This window comes from Pseudomonas baetica (assembly GCF_051216495.1).
Classification (GTDB): domain Bacteria; phylum Pseudomonadota; class Gammaproteobacteria; order Pseudomonadales; family Pseudomonadaceae; genus Aquipseudomonas; species Aquipseudomonas baetica_B.
On record NZ_JBPKAM010000034.1, the window covers coordinates 1 to 19,144 of the forward strand.

The window sequence follows — 19,144 nt, forward strand, 5'->3', positions numbered from 1 at the left end:
GATTTGTTCGTTGGTAGCGTCGGATGTGGATAAGAGAAAGGGAATACATAATCCCTGTGGGAGCGAGCCTGCTCGCGAAAGCCGCGACGTGGTTTAACGGGCTATTCCGTGCTTACGAAGCTTGCGATAAAGCGTATTGCGACTCACGCCAAGCTGTTCCGCCGTATGCGTCATATGCCACCGCGTATGCTCCAGCGCGTTCAACAGCGCCAGCCGCTCGGCATCCTCCAGCGGACTATCGGACGACTCTTCAACAATCTGCGCCACCACCGGTCGCGCCTGACGGATCATGGCCGGCAAATCCTCCAGCCCGATTCGCCCGCCGTCACACAACGCCGTCAACGTGCGCAGCACATTGCGCAATTGCCGGACGTTCCCCGGCCAGGCAAACGCCAGCAACGCCTCCCGAGCCGGTCCATCGACCAGCACCGTTTCCCCACCCGCCTCTTCGGCCAGCAAGAAGTCGAGCAACTGCGACTTGTCACTGCGATCACGCAACGCCGGCAAAGCGACTTCCAGTCCATTGAGCCGGTAATACAGGTCCTCGCGAAAGCTGCCGTCCTGCACCCGCTCCAACAGATTGCGGTGCGTGGCGCTGATGATCCGCACGTTGATGGCCTGCGGTTCGCCACCGATCGGCACCACCTGGCGATCTTCCAGCACCCTTAACAGCCGTGTCTGCAAGGCCAGGGGCATGTCACCGATTTCGTCGAGGAACAAGGTTCCGCCATCGGCTTGTTGCAGCTTGCCGCGCATGCCTTCCTTGCGCGCCCCGGTGAAACTGCCACCGCGATAACCGAACAGCTCGCTCTCGATCAGGCTTTCCGGAATGGCCGCGCAATTGAGGGCCACGAACGCCTTTTCGGCCCGTTGACTGGCCTGATGGACGGCTTTGGCAAAGGCCTCTTTACCGGACCCGGTTTCACCGTTGATCAGCAGCGGCACATCCCGCTCATAAACTCGCAGGGCCTTGCGGAAATCCCCCTGCAATGCAGCATCGCCCAGGCAAATGCCGGACAATGGCGCCGATTTCTCGATGATCGGACTCGGCGTCAACGGTATCGGCACCCGTCGAGGTTGGCCGCGCAATACGACAAAAAGGCGGCGCCCGTCACGGGTGCGTAGCGGCCAACTGGCGGCGGCGTTGACGCTCGCGCGGCCGAGCAAATCATCCAGGGAGCAGTCGAAAAACGCCTCTACCGGCTTGCCCAGCAAGCCGCCGCGCACATGCCCCAGCAGGTTCAGTGCGCTCTGATTGACCGCGCAAATCCGCCCTTCCCCATCGAACGCCAACAGCCCTTCACTGAACAGCCCGACGGACTCCGCTTGCAAATGAAAGCGCAGCAACCATTGGTTGTCGAAATAGCGCAGGAAATAGCAGCTTTCGATCATCTTCGCCGACAGATTGACCAGGGCCATGGTGTGGAACTGACTCTGGCGCGAGACGTCGTGGCGTGCCGAGGACACATCGAGCACCGCAAGCAGTTCGCCATGAGGGTCGAACACCGGGCTCGCCGAGCAGGTCAGGCCGGTATGGCGACCGCGAAAATGTTCGTCCTGGTGAATCGTCAGCGCCTGGCGCTCCACCAGGCAGGTGCCGATGCCATTGGTGCCTTCGCAGGCCTCGCTCCAGTCGGCGCCGAGCCAAAGCCCGGCACGCTCGAAAATCTTCCGTTCGGCGGGGTCCGTCACGCAGTTGAGGATCACGCCCCGGGCATCGGTCAACAGGACTGCATGCCCGGCGCCGGACAGCTGCTGGTGCAGGCTGGTCATCTCGTTGCCAGCGATGTGCAGCACTTGCTGCAAGCGTTCACGACTTTCGAGCAAGCGACCATGCTCCAGCACCGTCGGTGCCATGGTCAGGGCAGGATCGAGATGGTAGTCCTCAAGACAGCGCAGCCAGGAACGAGCGATAGACGGATCGCTGCCAGGGCCGTGCAGATGGGTTTTGCCCTGGGTTACGGTCAACACTTGCTGGGCATGGCGACTCAAATGACTGTCGTGCATTTCTTATTATTCTCCCCGGGGCTCGGCGACCCGTGCGTGAGGTGATGCCCGAGCATCCTCCAGCCTAGCCCGCATTGCAATGCTGGCAAGACCGGGCCGTCACAGCCTGTGCCAGAAACGGTACAAAGTGTCACCCAGGCTGTACCGAAAGCGTCACATCCACGGTCCGTCCGTCCGACAAAAAATGCGCAAGACCTTGATTTATCTGAGCTACGGGGCGATGGCCCGGCCTTTGCTCTACGCTTATACAAGCGCACATGCGCCTCTCTTATAAGTACAAAAGCCAAGGAGAAAACATCATGCGTTACGCTCACCCCGGTACTGAAGGCGCTATCGTTTCGTTCAAAGCCAAATACGGTAACTACATCGGCGGCGAGTTCGTCGCGCCTGTCAAAGGTCAGTACTTCACCAATACATCGCCAGTGAATGGCCAACCGATTGCCGAATTCCCCCGTTCCACGGCCGAAGACATCGACAAGGCCCTGGACGCTGCCCACGCGGCGGCCGATGCCTGGGGCGCCACGTCCGTCCAGGCACGCTCCCTGATCCTGCTGAAAATCGCCGATCGCATCGAACAGAACCTGGAAACCCTGGCACTCACCGAAAGCTGGGACAACGGCAAGGCCGTTCGCGAAACCCTCAACGCCGACATCCCGTTGGCTGCCGACCACTTCCGCTACTTCGCTGGTTGCCTGCGTGCCCAGGAAGGCAGCGCCGCCGAAATCGACGGCAACACCGTGGCCTATCACATCCATGAACCGCTGGGCGTGGTCGGGCAGATCATTCCGTGGAACTTCCCGATCCTGATGGCGGCCTGGAAACTCGCTCCGGCGCTGGCTGCCGGTAACTGCGTGGTACTCAAGCCCGCCGAGCAAACCCCGCTGGGCATCAGCGTGCTGGTCGAACTGATCGGCGACCTGCTGCCACCGGGCGTGCTGAACGTCGTGCAAGGCTTCGGCAAAGAGGCCGGTGAAGCGCTGGCCACCAGCAAACGCATCGCCAAGATCGCCTTCACCGGCTCGACCCCGGTCGGCTCGCACATCATGAAATGCGCGGCCGAAAACATCATTCCGTCCACCGTGGAGCTGGGTGGCAAATCGCCAAACATCTTCTTCGAAGACATCATGCAGGCGGAACCAACCTTCATCGAGAAGGCCGCCGAGGGCCTTGTGCTGGCGTTCTTCAACCAGGGCGAAGTCTGCACCTGCCCTTCCCGTGCATTGGTGCAGGAGTCGATCTACGACGAGTTCATGCAAGTGGTGATGAAGAAGGTCCTGCAAATCAAACGCGGCGACCCGTTCGACACCGACACCATGGTCGGCGCCCAGGCGTCCGAACAGCAATTCGACAAAATCCTTTCGTACCTGGAAATCGCCAAGGGCGAAGGCGCCGAGCTGCTGACCGGCGGCAAGGTGGAAAAACTCGAGGGCAACCTGGCGACCGGGTATTACATCCAGCCGACCCTGCTCAAGGGCACCAACAAAATGCGTGTGTTCCAGGAAGAAATCTTTGGCCCGGTGGTGAGCATCACCACCTTCAAGGACGAAGCCGAAGCCCTGGCCATCGCCAACGACACCGAGTTCGGCCTGGGCGCCGGCCTCTGGACCCGCGACATCAACCGCGCCTATCGCATGGGCCGCGCCATCAAGGCCGGTCGTGTGTGGACCAACTGCTACCACCTGTACCCGGCGCACGCCGCGTTCGGTGGCTACAAGAAGTCCGGCGTCGGCCGTGAAACCCACAAAATGATGCTCGACCACTATCAGCAGACCAAAAACCTGCTGGTGAGCTACGACATCAATCCGCTGGGCTTCTTCTAAAAACCGGGGCGATTCAGGGTATCCCTGCGTCGCCCTTCCAGCCGCTTTCGCGAGCAGGCTCGCTCCCACAATGTGAAATGCGTTCTCCTGCTCGCGAAGGCATCCGCCATGACACACCCAATACCGCCCTGCCGCTCTGGCACGGGCTTCGCATGCCTGTTCCAAACATAAACGTCGCACCCGAAAGTCCAAATGTTCGAACAATAAAAAATAGAGAGGACTTATGACTATTTCTTCCACACAGCTCAAACCCACACTCGGCACCCTGCATTTATGGGGCATTGCCGTCGGCCTGGTTATTTCCGGCGAATACTTCGGCTGGAGTTACGGCTGGGGCACCGCAGGGACCCTGGGTTTTCTGGTCACGGCCTTGATGGTCGCAACCATGTACACCTGCTTCATCTTCAGCTTTACCGAATTGACAACGGCGATTCCCCATGCGGGCGGGCCGTTTGCCTACAGTCGGCGGGCCTTTGGCGAAAGAGGCGGATTGATCGCAGGCATCGCCACCCTGATCGAATTCGTCTTTGCGCCCCCCGCCATTGCCATGGCCATCGGCGCTTATCTGAATGTGCAATATCCAGAACTGGACCCGAAAATCGCCGCGGTAGGTGCCTACTTCGTGTTCATGACCCTCAATATTCTTGGTGTCAGCATTGCCGCCACCTTTGAATTGGTGGTCACCGTCCTGGCCGTCGCGGAATTGCTGGTGTTCATGGGCGTGGTGGCGCCGGGCTTCAGCTTCAGCAATTTCGTGCTCAATGGCTGGTCGGGCTCCAACGAATTCACCCTAGGCTCCATTCCCGGCATTTTCGCCGCCATTCCCTTCGCAATCTGGTTCTTTCTCGCCATCGAAGGTGCGGCCATGGCGGCAGAGGAAGCCAAGGACCCGAAACGCACGATTCCCAAGGCCTATGTCAGCGGCATTCTTACCCTGGTATTCCTGGCCATCGGCGTGATGGTGATGGCCGGTGGTGTCGGCGACTGGCGCCAGCTCTCCAACATCAACGATCCGCTGCCCCAGGCGATGAAAGCAGTGGTGGGCAATAATTCGACCTGGATGCACATGCTGGTCTGGATCGGCCTGTTCGGCCTGGTGGCCAGTTTCCACGGGATCATTCTCGGCTATTCGCGACAGTTCTTTGCCCTGGCCCGCGCCGGCTACCTGCCTCGCGGCCTGGCGAAACTCTCGCGCTTCCAGACACCGCACCGGGCCATCCTGGCCGGTGGTGTGATCGGCATCGCGGCGATTTACAGCGACGGTCTGGTCAATCTACAGGGCATGAGCCTGACAGCGGCGATGATCACCATGTCGGTGTTTGGCGCCATCGTGATGTACATCATCAGCATGTTGAGCCTGTTCAAGCTGCGTAAAACCGAGCCGCATCTGGAGCGCACCTTCCGCGCCCCGGGTTATCCGATCGTGCCGGGGATCGCACTGTTTCTGGCGCTGGTGTGCCTGGTGGCGATGGCCTGGTTCAACACCTTGATCGGCATGATCTTCCTCGGCTTCATGGTCGCCGGTTATCTGTATTTCCAGCTGACCGCCCGGCAACGTTCCGAGGCGCCAGTGGACGCTATGCTCGAAGGTATATAAATGCACCGGCGCCGGGCCGAAAGCCCGGTGCCTGCCATATTGAAGTGCACACCCATTCCCTGTGGGAGCGAGCCTGCTCGCGAATGCTTCACCGAGGTGTAATGTTGGACCGAGTCGCCTGCTTCGCGAGCGGGCTCGCTCCCATAGGGTTAGCGGTGTATTTGAGTCTTGTCAGAATCAGGAGCCTCCATGGCCGTATTTGCCCATTCCATCGGCGCCCAGACCTATCGCTTCGACAGCCTCAAGGATGTGATGGCCAAGGCCAGCCCGGCGCGCTCCGGGGACTTTTTGGCCGGTGTCGCCGCTCTCAACGATGGCGAACGTGTTGCCGCGCAAATGGCGTTGGCTGACACTCCGTTGAGCTACTTCCTACAGGAAGCACTGATTCCTTACGAAACCGACGAAGTCACCCGCCTGATCATCGACACCCACGACAAACAGGCTTTCGCGGTGGTCAGTCACCTGACCGTTGGCGGATTTCGCGATTGGCTGCTCAGCGATGCCGCCGACGAACAGGTTCTACGCGCCCTCGCCCCCGGCCTGACCCCGGAAATGGTGGCTGCCGTATCGAAAATCATGCGAGTGCAGGATCTGGTGCTGGTGGCTCAGAAGATCCGCGTGGTTACGCAGTTCCGCGGCACCCTCGGCCTGCGCGGGCGGTTATCCACACGCCTGCAACCCAACCATCCAACCGACGAACCAGCCGGTATCGCCGCCAGTATTCTCGATGGCCTGCTGCACGGTAACGGCGACGCCATGATCGGGATCAATCCGGCCACCGACAGCATCGCCTCGATCTGCGCCTTGCTGGAAATGCTCGACGCGATCATCCAGCGCTACGAAATTCCGACCCAGGCCTGCGTGTTGACTCACGTCACCACCTCGATTGAAGCGGTCAATCGCGGCGTTCCACTGGACCTGGTGTTTCAGTCGATCGCCGGCACCGAGGCGGCCAACGCCAGCTTCGGGATCAATCTGAACGTACTGAAAGAAGGTTACGACGCCGGATTGAGCCTCAATCGCGGCACCCTCGGGCAAAACCTGATGTATTTCGAAACCGGCCAGGGCAGCGCGCTGTCGGCCAACGCCCACCACGGCGTCGATCAACAGACCTGCGAAACCCGGGCCTACGCTGTGGCACGGCATTTCAATCCGTTTCTGGTGAACACCGTCGTAGGGTTCATCGGCCCGGAATACCTCTACAACGGCAAACAAATCATCCGCGCCGGCCTCGAAGACCACTTCTGCGGCAAGCTGCTGGGCGTACCGATGGGCTGCGACATCTGTTACACCAACCATGCCGAGGCCGACCAGGATGATATGGACACCTTGCTGACCCTGTTGGGCGTGGCCGGGATCAACTTCATCATGGGCATCCCCGGCTCCGACGACATCATGCTCAACTACCAGACCACTTCATTCCACGACGCGCTCTATGCCCGGCAGACACTGGGACTCAAGCCTGCACCGGAATTCGAACAGTGGCTGGCGAAAATGGGCATCTTTACGCAGCCGGACGGCAAGGTTCTGTTCGGCAACAGTCTGCCACCGGCCTTTCGCCAGGCCTTGGCGCAATTGGGATGAGCGTTGATATGGAAAAATTACCCTTCGATCCGCACAACCCCTGGCAAGAGCTGCGACGCCTGACACCGGCGAGGATTGCCCTGGGCCGCACCGGCACCAGCCTGCCCACCCGCGCTCAACTGGACTTTCAATACGCCCATGCCCAGGCCAGAGATGCGGTGCATTTGCCGTTCGATCACGCCAATCTGCGCTCGCAACTGGCGGAACGTGGGCAACAAAGCCTGTTGTTGCATAGCGCGGCGATTGACCGAAACAGTTACCTGCAACGCCCCGATCTGGGTCGAAAGTTGAGCGCCGAGTCGGCTCAGGCGTTACGTGATCACGCCGCGGCCCATCCGGGCAGAGTCGATTTGGTCATTGTGGTCGCCGACGGTTTGTCAGCATTGGCCGTTCACCGTCATACACTGCCATTTCTGGCACGGCTGGAAGAACAGATCCGCGCGGAAAACTGGTCCGTAGCCCCCGTGGTTCTGGTGGAACAGGGACGCGTTGCGGTGGCTGATGAAATCGGCGAACTGCTGGGCGCAAAAATGACGGTAATCCTGATCGGCGAACGCCCTGGACTCAGCTCGCCAGACAGCCTGGGATTGTATTTCACCTACAATCCCAAGGTCGGCCTGACGGACGCCTACCGTAACTGCATCTCGAACGTGCGCCTTGAAGGACTGAGTTACGGCATGGCGGCACACCGTTTGCTGTACCTGATGCGCGAAGCCTGCCGGCGGCAGCTGTCGGGTGTCAATCTGAAGGACGAAGCGCAGGTTCAGACACTGACGTCAGACGAGGGAGCTGACATGAAGGGAAATTTCCTGCTGAGTCCGCCGCAAGCCTGAATCGCTTCTGCATTGCACTATCGTTCCGTTTTGAGGCAGGATCGACGAACGGCCGCCAGGGTTTCCCGTTGCCGTCCCAGCCTGCAAGACAGCCACTTGAAGACGAGACCTACCATGCGGATTATTCAAGCGACCCTCGAACACCTGGATCTGCTGACCCCGTTGTTCGTCAAGTATCGCGAGTTTTATGGTTCCCTGCCGTATCCGGACTCGTCCCGGGCGTTTCTCGAAAAACGCCTGCGCCGTAAGGAATCGGTGATCTACCTGGCTCTTTCCGATGAAGACGACAACAAGCTGATGGGGTTCTGTCAGCTGTACCCAAGCTTTTCTTCGCTTTCACTGAAGCGCGTGTGGATTCTTAACGATATTTATGTCGCCGAGGACGCCCGTCGCCAGCTGGTCGCCGACCATTTGATCCGTACCGCGAAGAAGATGGCCAAGGAAACCAATGCCGTGCGCATGCGTGTTTCCACCAGCAGCAACAACGAAGTCGCGTGCAAGACCTACGAATCCATCGGATTCAAGGAAGACACCAAGTTCAAGAACTACGTGTTGCCGATCAGCGACGAGTTGTAATGCGCGATCGGATTTACCCTTTGTAGAAGCGAGCATGCTCGCGATGGTCGTGAACGATAACGCGGGAAACCAGGTACTCAGCGGTGTCCTTGGTTCATCGCGAGCAGGCTCGCTCCTACAGGGTTACGGGGTTATTAATTGTCATCAGTCTGCCAATTACCCTCCCGACATCCCCCGCTACAATCTCGACGCGCTTTTCACTTCGCAGAACGTATAATTCCGACCTTTCCGACTTGTAAGAAAAACTACACCCGTCTGTAGGCTTACGCGTAGTCATCCGCACAGGCCCGCCGAGTCGGGCCGTCATCACAGGTGCCGTCCATGGATTTCAACCCGCTCGATCTCGTCCTGCATCTCGATGTTTACCTCGACTTGCTGGTCACCAACTACGGGCCATGGATCTACGCCATTCTATTTCTCGTGATCTTCTGCGAAACCGGCCTGGTGGTCATGCCCTTCCTGCCGGGCGATTCGCTGCTGTTCATCGCCGGTGCCGTGGCGGCCGGCGGCGGCATGGATCCGGTGCTGCTCGGCGGCCTGCTGATGCTCGCGGCGATTCTGGGGGACAGTACCAACTACATCATCGGACGAACGGCGGGCGAACGATTGTTCAGCAACCCGAACTCGAAAATTTTCCGTCGCGACTACTTGCAACAAACCCACGACTTCTACGACAAGCACGGTGGCAAAACCGTGACCCTGGCGCGTTTCCTGCCGATCATTCGCACCTTTGCCCCCTTCGTCGCCGGCGTGGCAAAAATGCCTTACCCACGCTTCTTCGCCTTTAGCGTGCTGGGTACGATTCTCTGGGTCGGTGGCTTGGTCACCCTCGGCTTCTTCTTCGGCAACGTACCGTTCATCAAGTCCAACCTGTCTCTGTTGGTGGTCGGCATCATCCTGCTGTCGCTGGTGCCGATGATCATCGGCGTGATTCGCAGCCGCATTGGCAATGCTGCATCAAAAGCCCACCCGCGCTGACTCACGATGTGGTCCCTGAGCGCCTGGCGACGCCGGCGCACCCTGGCCAGGCACCCGATTGCCGATGACATGTGGCAACGGGTGCGCCGCCACCTGCGGTTTCTCGACGGCATCAGTGCCGCCGAAGACCGGTGGCTGCGCGAAGCCTGCGTCCTGTTCCTGCAAGACAAACACCTGACCGCCCTGCCCGGCGTCGAACTGCATCAGGAACAACGCCTGCTGCTCGCCGCCCAGGCGCAACTGCCCCTCATGCACCTGGGAGATCTGAACTGGTACCAGGGCTTTCACGAAATCATTCTCTATCCCGACGACTTCCTCAGCCCCCAGCGCCATCGTGACGCCAGCGGTGTCGAGCACGAGTGGGACGGTGAACACAGCGGCGAAGCCTGGCAGCAGGGACCTGTCATCCTCGCCTGGCCCGGCGTCATGGCCAGTGGTAACTGGGAAGGCTATAACCTGGTGATTCACGAACTGGCGCACAAGCTCGACATGCTCAATGGCAACGCCAACGGCTTGCCACCGTTGCACGCCGATATGCGGGTCAGCGACTGGGCCAGAATCATGCAAGAGGCGTACGACGACCTCGATCGGCAACTGGAACGCAATCCTGACGCCGAGACCGCCATCGATCCCTATGCCGCCGAAAATCCTGCCGAATTCTTCGCCGTCACCAGCGAATATTTCTTCAGCGCCCCGGATTTGCTGCAGGAGGCTTATCCACAGGTGTATGAGCAGTTGAAGCTGTTCTACCGACAGGACCCGCTGGCGAGGCTCAGGCAACTTCTCGCCAATGACCCTGTCTATCAGGCACATGACTGAGGTTCTACGACTTCTGGTACATGGCGCAGGCGTAGGAATATGCCTATAATCGCCGCCACTTTTTGGTCAACTAACGGGGGCAACGCCCAATGAGCTACAGCAAGATTCCGGCTGGCAAAGACCTGCCGAACGACATCTACGTCGCGATCGAGATTCCGGCCAACCACGCGCCGATCAAATACGAAATCGACAAAGACAGCGATTGCCTGTTCGTTGACCGTTTCATGGCCACCCCAATGTTCTACCCGGCCAACTACGGTTACATCCCGAACACCCTGGCTGACGACGGTGATCCCCTGGACGTGCTGGTTGTCACCCCTTACCCGGTTGCTCCAGGCTCCGTGATCCGCGCTCGTCCGGTCGGCATCCTGAACATGACCGACGACGGCGGCGGCGATGCCAAAGTGATCGCTGTCCCACACGACAAGCTGTCCCAGCTGTACGTCGACGTGAAGGAATACACCGACCTGCCAGCCCTGCTGATCCAGCAGATCGAGCACTTCTTCGCGAACTACAAAGACCTCGAAAAAGGCAAGTGGGTGAAGATCGAAGGCTGGGACGGCGCTGACGCTGCCCGTGCTGCGATCACCAAGTCGGTTGCTGCCTATAAAGGCTAAGAGCAACTGCCAGCCTTGAGCTGCAAGCTTCAAGAAAAACCCCGGTGATCCGGGGTTTTTTGTGGCCGCTCGAAAAGCACCTGTTAAACGTCTTGTTTAATATGGCTTGCTTCGGTGTTTTCTTGTTTAAAATTCCTCAAGAACGTCTTACATCCGGTCGTAAATTTCCCTCGAAATTTGAACGGTGCGTTTATTCAAAGCCTTTTGCCGCGTCAGTAGACTCGTGTTTATGAAAAAGAACACTAGCGGCCCTCGATTCAAAGCGCTCCTTGGAATCGCCAACATCACAACAACCGGGTTTGCCGACTTCCTGAACACGGCCCCGCAAAATGTCCATAACTGGTTCACGCGTGGCGTGCCCGCCCATTGCCTGGAAGAGGTCGCCAGAAAGCTGTCCGTAAACAGCGAATGGCTGAAAACAGGAGATGGCCCGAAAGACGCCACGCACCTGCGACTGCACGACGAATCCGGTAATGTCTTCGACGCACAGGCGATCCGCGGCGTTTATACGGTCATTGAACCCACTGACGTCGAACTCCCTCTCTTCAAGGAAACCGCCACCGCTCCAGGCTCCAGCCAAACCCACGTCGTCGAAGACCCCGATCAATCCATCCGACTGCCACGCAGCCATCTGGACTCCCTGGAAATCAACCACGCCGACGCCATCTGCGCCCACATGATCGGCAACAGCATGGCCGAACGCATCGAAGACGGATCGATTCTGGCCATCGACCGTGGCCTGACCCAGATTGTGGATGGCGAAATCTACGCCATAGAACACGACGGCATGCTGCGAATCAAATACCTGCATCGAATGCCGGGGAACGCGCTGCGATTACGCAGCCATAACCGCGAAGACTACCCGGATGAAATATTCAGGCCCGCGCAAATCGAAGAACAGAACATCAGGGTATTGGGCTGGGTGTTCTGGTGGTCGACGCTGAACAAGCGCAGGCCGGAGGTGCCGTTTCTGTGACATTGCGGCGACTTCATCGCGGGCAAGCCATGCTCCCACAGATTACGCGCCCCCCTGTGGGAGCGTGGCTTGCCCGCGAATACGATGGAACATTCACCAGGAATCTCCAATTTTTCATCAGGCCTGAGCAACCCCAGTGCTCCAACCCGCACACCAGACTGGGAATTTCCCAAAAAAATCAGTATGCTGCGCCCCACATTTGCGCATCGACCCGCCAAGCGGCTCAGATCGCACCGACAAGGCAGATGACTTTCTCGCCGAGTCCCACAGCCGGACGCAAGATCCGGATGTACGTTTTGAAGGCTGGCACGGTTTACCAAAAATGATCCACGCCAGTCCCCGAGAAGCCGGCCACAAGCCGGCTTTTTAATGCCTGGAAGAAAGTAGACCCATCGTCTGAAACCTCTACTTGAGGGTTGTCGGACCGATAGGCGATTGGTGCCATAACGACAAACGTCATTACAGGTACCTCCCCATGGCACCCATCAACATCCGCATTGACGATGAGCTGAAACAACGCTCTTTTACTGAACTGGAAAAGCTCGGAGTTACACCCTCCGAACTTCTGCGCCAAACCCTTCAGTACGTTGCAGAACGAGGCAAATTGCCTTTAAAGCTGCATTGCTCAGCGAAGAAGATGAAGCGGTTATTGCCGTCGTCACAGAACGCCTTACCGCCCCTCAGCGAGTGAAGGTAAGCCTGGATGACCTATAGCCTTGAATTTGATCGTCGAGCGTTGAAAGAGTGGAAAAACTGGCGACACCGTGCGCCAGCCGTTCAAAAAGAAGCTCATTGAAGTACTTGAAAATCCTCGGATCGAAGCCAACTGCCTTCGCGACTTGCCGGATTGCTACAAGCTAAAACTACGCAGTGCTGGTTATCGATTGATCTATCAAGTGCTTGATAAATAGGTTGTAGTGTTTGTGATTGCAATTGGTAAACGCAAACGTGAGGCGGCTTACCAAGATGCGCAGGATCGACTCGATCAGCAGGCTGCTGATTAATGGCATTTGTCTGCGCAGTGCTGCGACAAATGCCATTTACTGAAAAAACTCGGCATCAAATTAACTTCCCCTCGTTAAATATCGGGTCTCGCAAGGGAAAATGGTATTCAAGCAAAGCAGCAATCAATCGAGAAACGGAATCAGCCCCTATCAGGCGATTGGAGTTCATGCGATACCTTCGTGACCTAACACAACTGTCACTTGCGCTTAACAATCGACAACGCATTGGTAATCTTGCACTTCGACGATTGCCCGGCGCACCAGTGATTGGAAGGAAGTGGTCCCTGATTCACCAGTTGACCTATTTCGTCCTGCACCTCGATTACCGCGTTCCACAGTGAGACGCCGGGAGCTTCAACCATTGGATCGAGGCACAGCAGGTGTGTGCATTCGACCGTTTCCTCAGATGTGCCGGCGCCAACCAGTTTTCCCTGATATCCCACGACCAACAGCCAGTGCCCCTCGCCGCCAGACCAATCGACGCCGACGATGCTGGCTCGCCCGGCCTTGACGCCGCCGACCAGTTTTTCAACCATGCTCCGGGTATTGCCGCTAAGTGCTTCAACACTGATTTCATTGCCGAAACAAGTGCTCAGCCAACTCAAGTCATAAGTATTGGTGCCGTCGCCGATCAGACCGCCAAAATTCAGCAGTCGGTTGTAAAACTTGCCGAGTCGGGTCCTGCCGTCACTGAGGCTCATATAGGACGCTTCATAGCGTTCGATAATGCCGTTTGCGATCAACGCCATCATCAAACTGTAGGGCCCGCAGGCTCCATCCAGATCACCCTGGCGAAAATGCACCGCATCACCGCGTTCGGTCACGGGGCCATTGGGCGAAAGATAAAGCTGCGGCATCACATTCATTACATTCATGTATTCAACGTCCTTGATAAGAAAAACTCTGTTCGAAAACTGATGATCTTGCGTAGTCATAAACAAGCATCAGGTGCGCAGGGCTCGGCGTTCTTCCGCCTTGCCTTTCAGCCAGTAATAGCCACCTAACATCAGCAAATACCCAACCCACTTGAAGGGCAGCAGCTTCACCGCGAGCCCTGCCGCGGTCCAGTCGTCCCAGGAACGGCCGCCACCGACGAGAAACAACGCCACTGTCAGCATCTGGGTGAACAGCACATAGGCTCCACCGAACTTGAGCAGGAACAGCAAGACACGTTTGCGCTTGGCAAGGTATTGCGCCTCGCTCTCGGCTCCCGAACGAATGCCTCCCAGTACCGCACCGAGAATCAACAGGCCCACTGCGCCGAAGATCAGTGAAAGACCTGTGGATGCCTGCGCCAGATCAGCTTTACCACCATAGAGATAGATGTAGTAAGCCAGGAAGGCCAGGTAGAGGCCAAAACCCAACTTGAAAGGACGAGACATCATCGCAAAGCCAATCAGCGCTGCGACGATACCAATGAAGATCAACATGCTGTGTTGCTCCCTGCCAATTCGCTTGATTGCCAAGCAAGATCCATTAATCAAAAACGGTCGCCAGAATAATACTAATTGGCCATCATCACAAAACAGAAGCCATGACCAGACGGCTAGCGCCTGGAAAATAGCTCTGCCAGTTTTCGTTCGATCCATCCCGCCGACTGAATCTTCAACACCTGGCTGCCACACTTCGGACAGTGGCTGAACCACTCTCCCGGCCCCAGCGCATCACTGCGCGGCGCCAGTGTTTTCTTCCAGCCGCAGGCTTCACACACAACGTTAAAGGGGTGGGGTTTGATCGGCATCGCGACCTCCAGAAAGCACGTTTGCACATTTGTTCATGTCGCCCCCGTCACGATGTCGGGAGCAACGACTGCAGGATCGCCAGCTTTCCCTGCAACTGCTCGACGTGCGCCTTCTCCGCCCGCAGTGCCGAACGAAGCTCCCGGTTTTCCATCTCCCAGATTCGTGCCCAGCGAGTGGCGGTTCGGCAGACAAGCATCATCCGCCAGATGCCGCGCAGCCGCAGATACTGAAACAACAGGATCAACAGAATCAGCCCAAGCAGTACCAAAGCTCCTGCAGAAACCATATCTAACGTGTTCATATTCACTTCCTTGCGTGAGTTCAAATTGTCTCGAAGACACTCACACGATATGTAGTGATTTACGACAGGTCTAGAATGTAGACTTATACAGGTAAACAAAACGAACACATGGAGGGGACATGAAACGCAAGCAATCCATCGCACAGGTTCGCTGGGATCTGGCACTTCGCTATCGTTTGATCGAGACAGTGGTCTGGTGGGAAGGCCGGCTGACCACGGGACACTTGATCCAGAGCTTCGGGATCAGCCGCCAGCAGGCTTCGAAAGACATCAACACCTACATCTCCGAACATGCGCCTAAAAACCTTACATATGACAAACAGCTGAAGGGCTACGTACCGAGTAAAGCGTTCAAACCGCTGTTCATTGACGACAGCGCCAGCGCCTATTTGCACCTGCTGAACCAGACTCATTCCCGCGCGCCGCACGTGGAAGGTCTGGCCTTGGCGTACGCCCACACCCTGGTACTGGAAGTACCTGACCGGACGATCAGAGCCGAGGTGTTGCGCCCCTTGCTCAAAGCCTGTCGCGACAGCGAGGTGATTGAAGTCGAGTACGTGTCCCTCGCCAACCCAGCTCCGGAAATACGATTGATTGCGCCCCACACCCTGGTCTACACCGGAATGCGCTGGCACGTCCGGGCGTATTGCGAGAAAAACCGCGAGTATCGGGATTTTGTGCTCAGTCGCCTGCGCGGCCAACCGGAGTTCGAGCGCAAAGCTCACAACCTCATAGACGAGGATGAAGACTGGAACACCGAAGTGCCGGTGATCATTGAGCCCGACTCCCGCCTCACACCAGAACAGAAGGCGATCATCGAAGCCGACTTTGGAATGCTCGATGGCTCGCTAATCATTCCGACACGCCGAGCCTTGGTGAAGTACGTGTTGCAGCGCTTTCAGATCGACCCGAAAAAACTCGACCCCAAAGCCGCTGCGCAGCAGATCGTTGTGAAAAATCTGGAAGAGCTCAAACCTTGGCTGTATGAGTGAGCCCTCAACGCTTACCTGCGTTCGTGACGCGTGATGGCTGTTTACCGAAAGCAAGCCAAGTGCCACTATTGGTGTCCAGGCGGAAAATCTTTGTCATTTTCCCTTTGGAAGGGCGACCAACACTGATATCCACGGCCCAGAATTTTTAGTCAGCACACGGACAGAGGTTTCACATGACGGAAGAAAAGGAAGACAACGGCTCCGCCCTGATGAAAATTGTCGAGGCAATCGCCATCACCCCCAAGGATGCTCGTGAACTGGTCACCCAGTATCAAGAGCAGGCACGCAAGGCCAAGCCGGATGCCAGCGATGAGAGCATCCAGGAACTGGTCACTGACAAGATCATCGAGCGCTACTCCAAAATGGCAGCGGCCTCCGGTGGTGCGACGTCCCTGGCTGGTGTGATTCCGGGTATCGGAACGGCAGTGGCCATGGTTGGGGGCGGCGCAGCAGATGTTTCGTTGTGCATGAAGCTGCAAATTGATATGACCATGTGCCTTGGCATCGCAATCAACAACAAGATGTCCAATGAAGACGCCAAACATATGTCCTTTGTGATCGCTCTTTGCGGCTCGCTGGAACAAATGACCTCAAGCGGAGCGACCAAAGTAGCTTCGAAGGCGGCGGTAAGAGTCGTAAGTGAGTACCTCAAGGGTGCCACCCTTCAGACCATCAAGCAGTTGTTCAAACAGGTGGGGATTAACTTCACCAAAGCGGCGGCGACCAAGGCCATTCCATTTGGGGTAGGTCTCGTCATTGGCACTGCTGCCAATTACGCACTGACGCGTTATGTAGGTAGCGTAGCCCGGGATGTGTTCCTGCTTCATGTAGAGGGTGCCGAGAGCAGCGCCGCCATCGCGCAGCCGTAACCGCTCGCAGAAATGACCCGCGTATCGCCGCCACGCTTTGTGCACCATTGAGTGGTGGCGATACCACGTTGCACTAAGCCATAAAGTCTGCCCGAGGGCTGGCGCATCAACGCCCCCGATCTGGCTCACCTCACCCCAACACGTTAAAGATTAATGAACACAGGCCGATAGACGACACGCCAGCGTATTTCCATACGCAGTGTGTTTAGGGAAAAACCGTCGCGCAACAATGACATCGCGGCGGTAAATGGGACAGGGAGCGGTCGACATCGTGAATCACAACGCTATTGTGCGCACTCCAAAGGCACCTGCGGCCTGCCTGGCTATCGAGCTGCGGCGGGTACCGGATGACCTTCGCGACCATCTGTACTCATGGATGTGGGCATTTGCCGAGCGCTGGGCCTACGACCACGAGCAGCAACCGCCCGCGACGCTGTGGATGAAGGATGAGTGGACAACGGGTGCCGACGGCTACCCCGAACTTCATCTGGCTTGCAGCAGCAAGTTGCCCCGCCATTTCCTGACCAGGCTGGCCGAGCATTTGAATCAGTGGATCGAGAGGGCACTGAAAGATAACGGGCGCATGAAAGTCGACGCCGACGAACAATGGGTACCGCTTTTCCATTGGCAGGATGGCAAGGTCTGGAACCAAAAAGACCTGGACAACTGGCCAGACCGTGACCAGACGCCTGTACCCCATGCTCCTCCCGCCCCGGAGTACGACAACGGCATCACCTGGTACGTCGAACCCACCCGGTACTCACCCGAAGAACTTAACACGCGGGCGTTCCAGGCAGCCTGTGAGTCAGGCGATCGCGAAGACCTTGGGGAATACCTCGAGGAAAATCGAAACATACTCGATTCGTTCGAAGCCTTTGCCAAGGGTACAACGCCTTTGCATCTCGCCGCCGCGCAGGCCGATGTCGAGGCGTGTGAGGCGCTGCTGCGATACGTCTCCGAGTCCGTACCGAACAGTCATTACCAGACACCGCTCATGCACCTGGCGAGCAGTCGGGCAAAGAAGTCCTTTGGTCCCATCGTCTCCCTGCTCCACTCGACTGTTCATCACCGAGACCCACAAGGACGTACGGCATTGATGCTTGCCGCGAACGGACGAGGTATCAGCACTCGCCTGGGCAACCTGGCACTGATCAAGGCACTCGTCGCCTCGGGTGCAGACGTTTGTGATACCGACGAACAGGGGTACAGCGCCCTGGGCTGGGCCAGGAAAAACCTTCATCCGAAAAAACCGGATGCCAACAAGGACGTCATCCAGTGGCTCGAAAAACGCCAATACGAAAAGGAAGTCGAGCAATTTTTCCGGCGCAACTACGAGCACCATTTCGATGAAATGGGCGTGATGCAGATTGTGAGTCGCACTCGATAGACCACGCCAGGTGTCACCCCAATGCGCGGGTCCGCAAACATCGTATCCCCCACTCTTTTTGATGGATCAAAGGCCAAATCCATGTCATCCAATGACTACCTGCGCAGCAAAATCCGCCCACGGTTCCTTGAAGGGCTGGACGAGCCGGCAGCCCCGGCACCTGCTCCCGCCAAAGCTGAATTTCGCTGTGTCGAACCACGGTTCACGCTCGAGCGTGACGTGGTGATGTCCTGCAACCTGCAGCAGCAATTGGCTGAGGCAGTCGCCAAGATCGAGCACTACCAGACGATCTATGTCGAGTGGGGCTTCGCCGCCGCAGACCCTGCCGGTAAAGGCACAATCCTGAATTTTTACGGCCCGCCCGGCACCGGCAAGACACTCACCGCCGAAGCCTTCGCCGGCAGTCTGGGCAAGAAGATAATGCTGGTGAGCATTACCGACCTGGAAAGCAAGTTCATGGGCGATACGTCCAAAAACATTGCTGCCGTGTTCCTCAGCGCCCGGGCCGAAGACGCCGTACTGTTTTTCGACGAGGCGGACACCCTGCTGGGCAAACGGCTTTCGTCCGTTACCCAAGGCATCGACAACGAAGTCAATGCCATGCGCTCGACCTTGCTGATCGAGCTGGAACGACACGAGGGCGTCGTCATCTTCGCCACCAACTTCGCCAAGAATTACGACGCTGCATTCGTCAGTCGCATCTCCCAGCATGTGAACTTCGAGCTGCCCGGCGAACCGGAGCGTCATGCCATCTGGGCCAAGCTACTGGTGCCCGGCATTCCCTTGGCCGATCCGCGCGAAACGCTGCTCAGTTCGGCCGCGGCAGGATCGCAAGGGTTATCGGGGCGAGAGATCCGCACCTGCATGCGCCTGGCCTTGGCCAAAGCGGTCAGGGTTCAAGCCAGACCTGCCCTGGCGCTGACCCACCTGCAGGACGCGATTGAGCAAGTCGCCGGCGCGCTCGCGCAACTGCAAACCAGTCAGAGCAAAAACAACACACCAACATTGGAAGCAGCACGCAAATTACTGGGCGTCGGCTGAG

18 protein-coding genes and 2 pseudogenes are annotated in these 19,144 nt (G+C 57.7%); 15 read left to right on the forward strand and 5 right to left on the reverse strand.

Translation table 11 applies throughout. The features are described from left to right. Positions 1–93: 93 nt before the first annotated feature. Positions 94–2,007: a sigma-54-dependent Fis family transcriptional regulator gene (locus ACSFE6_RS14135; RefSeq protein WP_435428189.1), complete on the reverse strand. Its 1,914-nt coding sequence runs from the start codon at positions 2,005–2,007 to the stop codon at positions 94–96. A gap of 299 nt (positions 2,008–2,306) precedes the next feature. On the opposite strand from ACSFE6_RS14135, the gene exaC reads away from it, so the two are divergent. The 11 genes and pseudogenes from exaC to ACSFE6_RS14190 all read left to right on the forward strand — a co-directional run bounded on the left by exaC (position 2,307) and on the right by ACSFE6_RS14190 (position 12,811). After that, complete coding sequence (gene exaC / locus ACSFE6_RS14140) at positions 2,307–3,827, forward strand: acetaldehyde dehydrogenase ExaC (RefSeq protein WP_435428190.1); 1,521 nt, start codon at positions 2,307–2,309, stop codon at positions 3,825–3,827. 223 nt (positions 3,828–4,050) lie between these two features. Further along, on the forward strand, positions 4,051–5,424 hold the full coding sequence (eat, locus tag ACSFE6_RS14145) for an ethanolamine permease (RefSeq protein WP_435428191.1): 1,374 nt from the start codon (positions 4,051–4,053) through the stop codon (positions 5,422–5,424). 189 nt (positions 5,425–5,613) lie between these two features. After that, the gene (locus tag ACSFE6_RS14150) at positions 5,614–7,008 is read left to right on the forward strand and encodes an ethanolamine ammonia-lyase subunit EutB (protein ID WP_435428192.1); all 1,395 of its coding nucleotides are present in this window, start codon (positions 5,614–5,616) and stop codon (positions 7,006–7,008) included. An 8-nt stretch (positions 7,009–7,016) separates the two neighbouring features. Further along, positions 7,017–7,841, forward strand: coding sequence for an ethanolamine ammonia-lyase subunit EutC (gene eutC, locus ACSFE6_RS14155; protein WP_435428193.1), 825 nt, complete (start codon positions 7,017–7,019; stop codon positions 7,839–7,841). Between the two features lie 114 nt (positions 7,842–7,955). After that, on the forward strand, positions 7,956–8,417 hold the full coding sequence (locus ACSFE6_RS14160) for a GNAT family N-acetyltransferase (RefSeq protein WP_435428194.1): 462 nt from the start codon (positions 7,956–7,958) through the stop codon (positions 8,415–8,417). Positions 8,418–8,738: 321 nt separating this feature from the next. Further along, positions 8,739–9,395, forward strand: a complete 657-nt coding sequence (locus tag ACSFE6_RS14165) for a DedA family protein (protein WP_435428195.1) — start codon at positions 8,739–8,741, stop codon at positions 9,393–9,395. Positions 9,396–9,401: 6 nt separating this feature from the next. After that, the gene (locus ACSFE6_RS14170; protein WP_435428196.1) at positions 9,402–10,214 is read left to right on the forward strand and encodes a zinc-dependent peptidase; all 813 of its coding nucleotides are present in this window, start codon (positions 9,402–9,404) and stop codon (positions 10,212–10,214) included. Positions 10,215–10,303: 89 nt separating this feature from the next. Further along, on the forward strand, positions 10,304–10,831 hold the full coding sequence (gene ppa, locus ACSFE6_RS14175; protein WP_007933577.1) for an inorganic diphosphatase: 528 nt from the start codon (positions 10,304–10,306) through the stop codon (positions 10,829–10,831). 229 nt (positions 10,832–11,060) lie between these two features. Continuing rightward, positions 11,061–11,807 (forward strand): S24 family peptidase, encoded by a 747-nt coding sequence (locus tag ACSFE6_RS14180; RefSeq protein WP_435428197.1) that lies wholly within the window; start codon positions 11,061–11,063, stop codon positions 11,805–11,807. A 475-nt stretch (positions 11,808–12,282) separates the two neighbouring features. Further along, positions 12,283–12,521 (forward strand): annotated as a pseudogene (locus tag ACSFE6_RS14185) (type II toxin-antitoxin system RelB/DinJ family antitoxin). After that, positions 12,511–12,811 (forward strand): annotated as a pseudogene (locus ACSFE6_RS14190) (type II toxin-antitoxin system RelE family toxin). Before ACSFE6_RS14185 ends, ACSFE6_RS14190 begins: the two co-directional pseudogenes overlap by 11 nt. A 197-nt stretch (positions 12,812–13,008) precedes the next feature. Here the strand turns inward: ACSFE6_RS14190 and ACSFE6_RS14195 are convergent. The 4 genes from ACSFE6_RS14195 to ACSFE6_RS14210 all read right to left on the reverse strand — a co-directional run bounded on the left by ACSFE6_RS14195 (position 13,009) and on the right by ACSFE6_RS14210 (position 14,854). Further along, on the reverse strand, positions 13,009–13,746 hold the full coding sequence (locus ACSFE6_RS14195) for a hypothetical protein (RefSeq protein WP_435428198.1): 738 nt from the start codon (positions 13,744–13,746) through the stop codon (positions 13,009–13,011). Between the two features lie 9 nt (positions 13,747–13,755). Beyond that, the gene (locus ACSFE6_RS14200; protein WP_435428199.1) at positions 13,756–14,241 is read right to left on the reverse strand and encodes a hypothetical protein; all 486 of its coding nucleotides are present in this window, start codon (positions 14,239–14,241) and stop codon (positions 13,756–13,758) included. Between the two features lie 116 nt (positions 14,242–14,357). Continuing rightward, positions 14,358–14,552, reverse strand: a complete 195-nt coding sequence (locus ACSFE6_RS14205) for a hypothetical protein (protein ID WP_435428200.1) — start codon at positions 14,550–14,552, stop codon at positions 14,358–14,360. A 47-nt stretch (positions 14,553–14,599) separates the two neighbouring features. Next, a complete protein-coding gene (locus ACSFE6_RS14210; protein WP_435428201.1) occupies positions 14,600–14,854 on the reverse strand; it encodes a hypothetical protein in 255 nt (84 codons plus the stop codon). Positions 14,855–14,973: 119 nt separating this feature from the next. Between ACSFE6_RS14210 and ACSFE6_RS14215 the strand changes: the two genes are divergently transcribed. The 4 genes from ACSFE6_RS14215 (at position 14,974) to ACSFE6_RS14230 (ending at position 19,143) form a co-directional block, all read left to right on the forward strand. Then, a complete protein-coding gene (locus ACSFE6_RS14215; RefSeq protein ID WP_435428202.1) occupies positions 14,974–15,846 on the forward strand; it encodes a WYL domain-containing protein in 873 nt (290 codons plus the stop codon). A gap of 173 nt (positions 15,847–16,019) precedes the next feature. Continuing rightward, positions 16,020–16,715, forward strand: a complete 696-nt coding sequence (locus ACSFE6_RS14220) for a hypothetical protein (protein ID WP_435428203.1) — start codon at positions 16,020–16,022, stop codon at positions 16,713–16,715. Positions 16,716–16,986: 271 nt separating this feature from the next. Beyond that, positions 16,987–18,102, forward strand: coding sequence for an ankyrin repeat domain-containing protein (locus ACSFE6_RS14225; RefSeq protein ID WP_435428204.1), 1,116 nt, complete (start codon positions 16,987–16,989; stop codon positions 18,100–18,102). Positions 18,103–18,183: 81 nt separating this feature from the next. Next, complete coding sequence (locus ACSFE6_RS14230; protein WP_435428205.1) at positions 18,184–19,143, forward strand: ATP-binding protein; 960 nt, start codon at positions 18,184–18,186, stop codon at positions 19,141–19,143. Position 19,144: the final 1 nt, after the last annotated feature.

What these genes read in the sequence shown, in the direction of transcription:
- ppa (WP_007933577.1), top strand. Translation starts at nt 10,304, where the DNA reads ATGAGCTACAGCAAGATTCCGGCTGGCAAAGACCTGCCGAACGACATC.
- ACSFE6_RS14150 (WP_435428192.1), top strand. Translation starts at nt 5,614, where the DNA reads ATGGCCGTATTTGCCCATTCCATCGGCGCCCAGACCTATCGCTTCGAC.
- ACSFE6_RS14195 (WP_435428198.1), bottom strand. Translation starts at nt 13,746, where the DNA reads ATGACTACGCAAGATCATCAGTTTTCGAACAGAGTTTTTCTTATCAAG.
- eat (WP_435428191.1), top strand. Translation starts at nt 4,051, where the DNA reads ATGACTATTTCTTCCACACAGCTCAAACCCACACTCGGCACCCTGCAT.
- ACSFE6_RS14135 (WP_435428189.1), bottom strand. Translation starts at nt 2,007, where the DNA reads ATGCACGACAGTCATTTGAGTCGCCATGCCCAGCAAGTGTTGACCGTA.
- ACSFE6_RS14170 (WP_435428196.1), top strand. Translation starts at nt 9,402, where the DNA reads ATGTGGTCCCTGAGCGCCTGGCGACGCCGGCGCACCCTGGCCAGGCAC.
- eutC (WP_435428193.1), top strand. Translation starts at nt 7,017, where the DNA reads ATGGAAAAATTACCCTTCGATCCGCACAACCCCTGGCAAGAGCTGCGA.
- ACSFE6_RS14215 (WP_435428202.1), top strand. Translation starts at nt 14,974, where the DNA reads ATGAAACGCAAGCAATCCATCGCACAGGTTCGCTGGGATCTGGCACTT.
- exaC (WP_435428190.1), top strand. Translation starts at nt 2,307, where the DNA reads ATGCGTTACGCTCACCCCGGTACTGAAGGCGCTATCGTTTCGTTCAAA.
- ACSFE6_RS14165 (WP_435428195.1), top strand. Translation starts at nt 8,739, where the DNA reads ATGGATTTCAACCCGCTCGATCTCGTCCTGCATCTCGATGTTTACCTC.
- ACSFE6_RS14180 (WP_435428197.1), top strand. Translation starts at nt 11,061, where the DNA reads ATGAAAAAGAACACTAGCGGCCCTCGATTCAAAGCGCTCCTTGGAATC.
- ACSFE6_RS14160 (WP_435428194.1), top strand. Translation starts at nt 7,956, where the DNA reads ATGCGGATTATTCAAGCGACCCTCGAACACCTGGATCTGCTGACCCCG.
- ACSFE6_RS14205 (WP_435428200.1), bottom strand. Translation starts at nt 14,552, where the DNA reads ATGCCGATCAAACCCCACCCCTTTAACGTTGTGTGTGAAGCCTGCGGC.
- ACSFE6_RS14210 (WP_435428201.1), bottom strand. Translation starts at nt 14,854, where the DNA reads ATGAACACGTTAGATATGGTTTCTGCAGGAGCTTTGGTACTGCTTGGG.
- ACSFE6_RS14230 (WP_435428205.1), top strand. Translation starts at nt 18,184, where the DNA reads ATGTCATCCAATGACTACCTGCGCAGCAAAATCCGCCCACGGTTCCTT.
- ACSFE6_RS14220 (WP_435428203.1), top strand. Translation starts at nt 16,020, where the DNA reads ATGACGGAAGAAAAGGAAGACAACGGCTCCGCCCTGATGAAAATTGTC.
- ACSFE6_RS14200 (WP_435428199.1), bottom strand. Translation starts at nt 14,241, where the DNA reads ATGTTGATCTTCATTGGTATCGTCGCAGCGCTGATTGGCTTTGCGATG.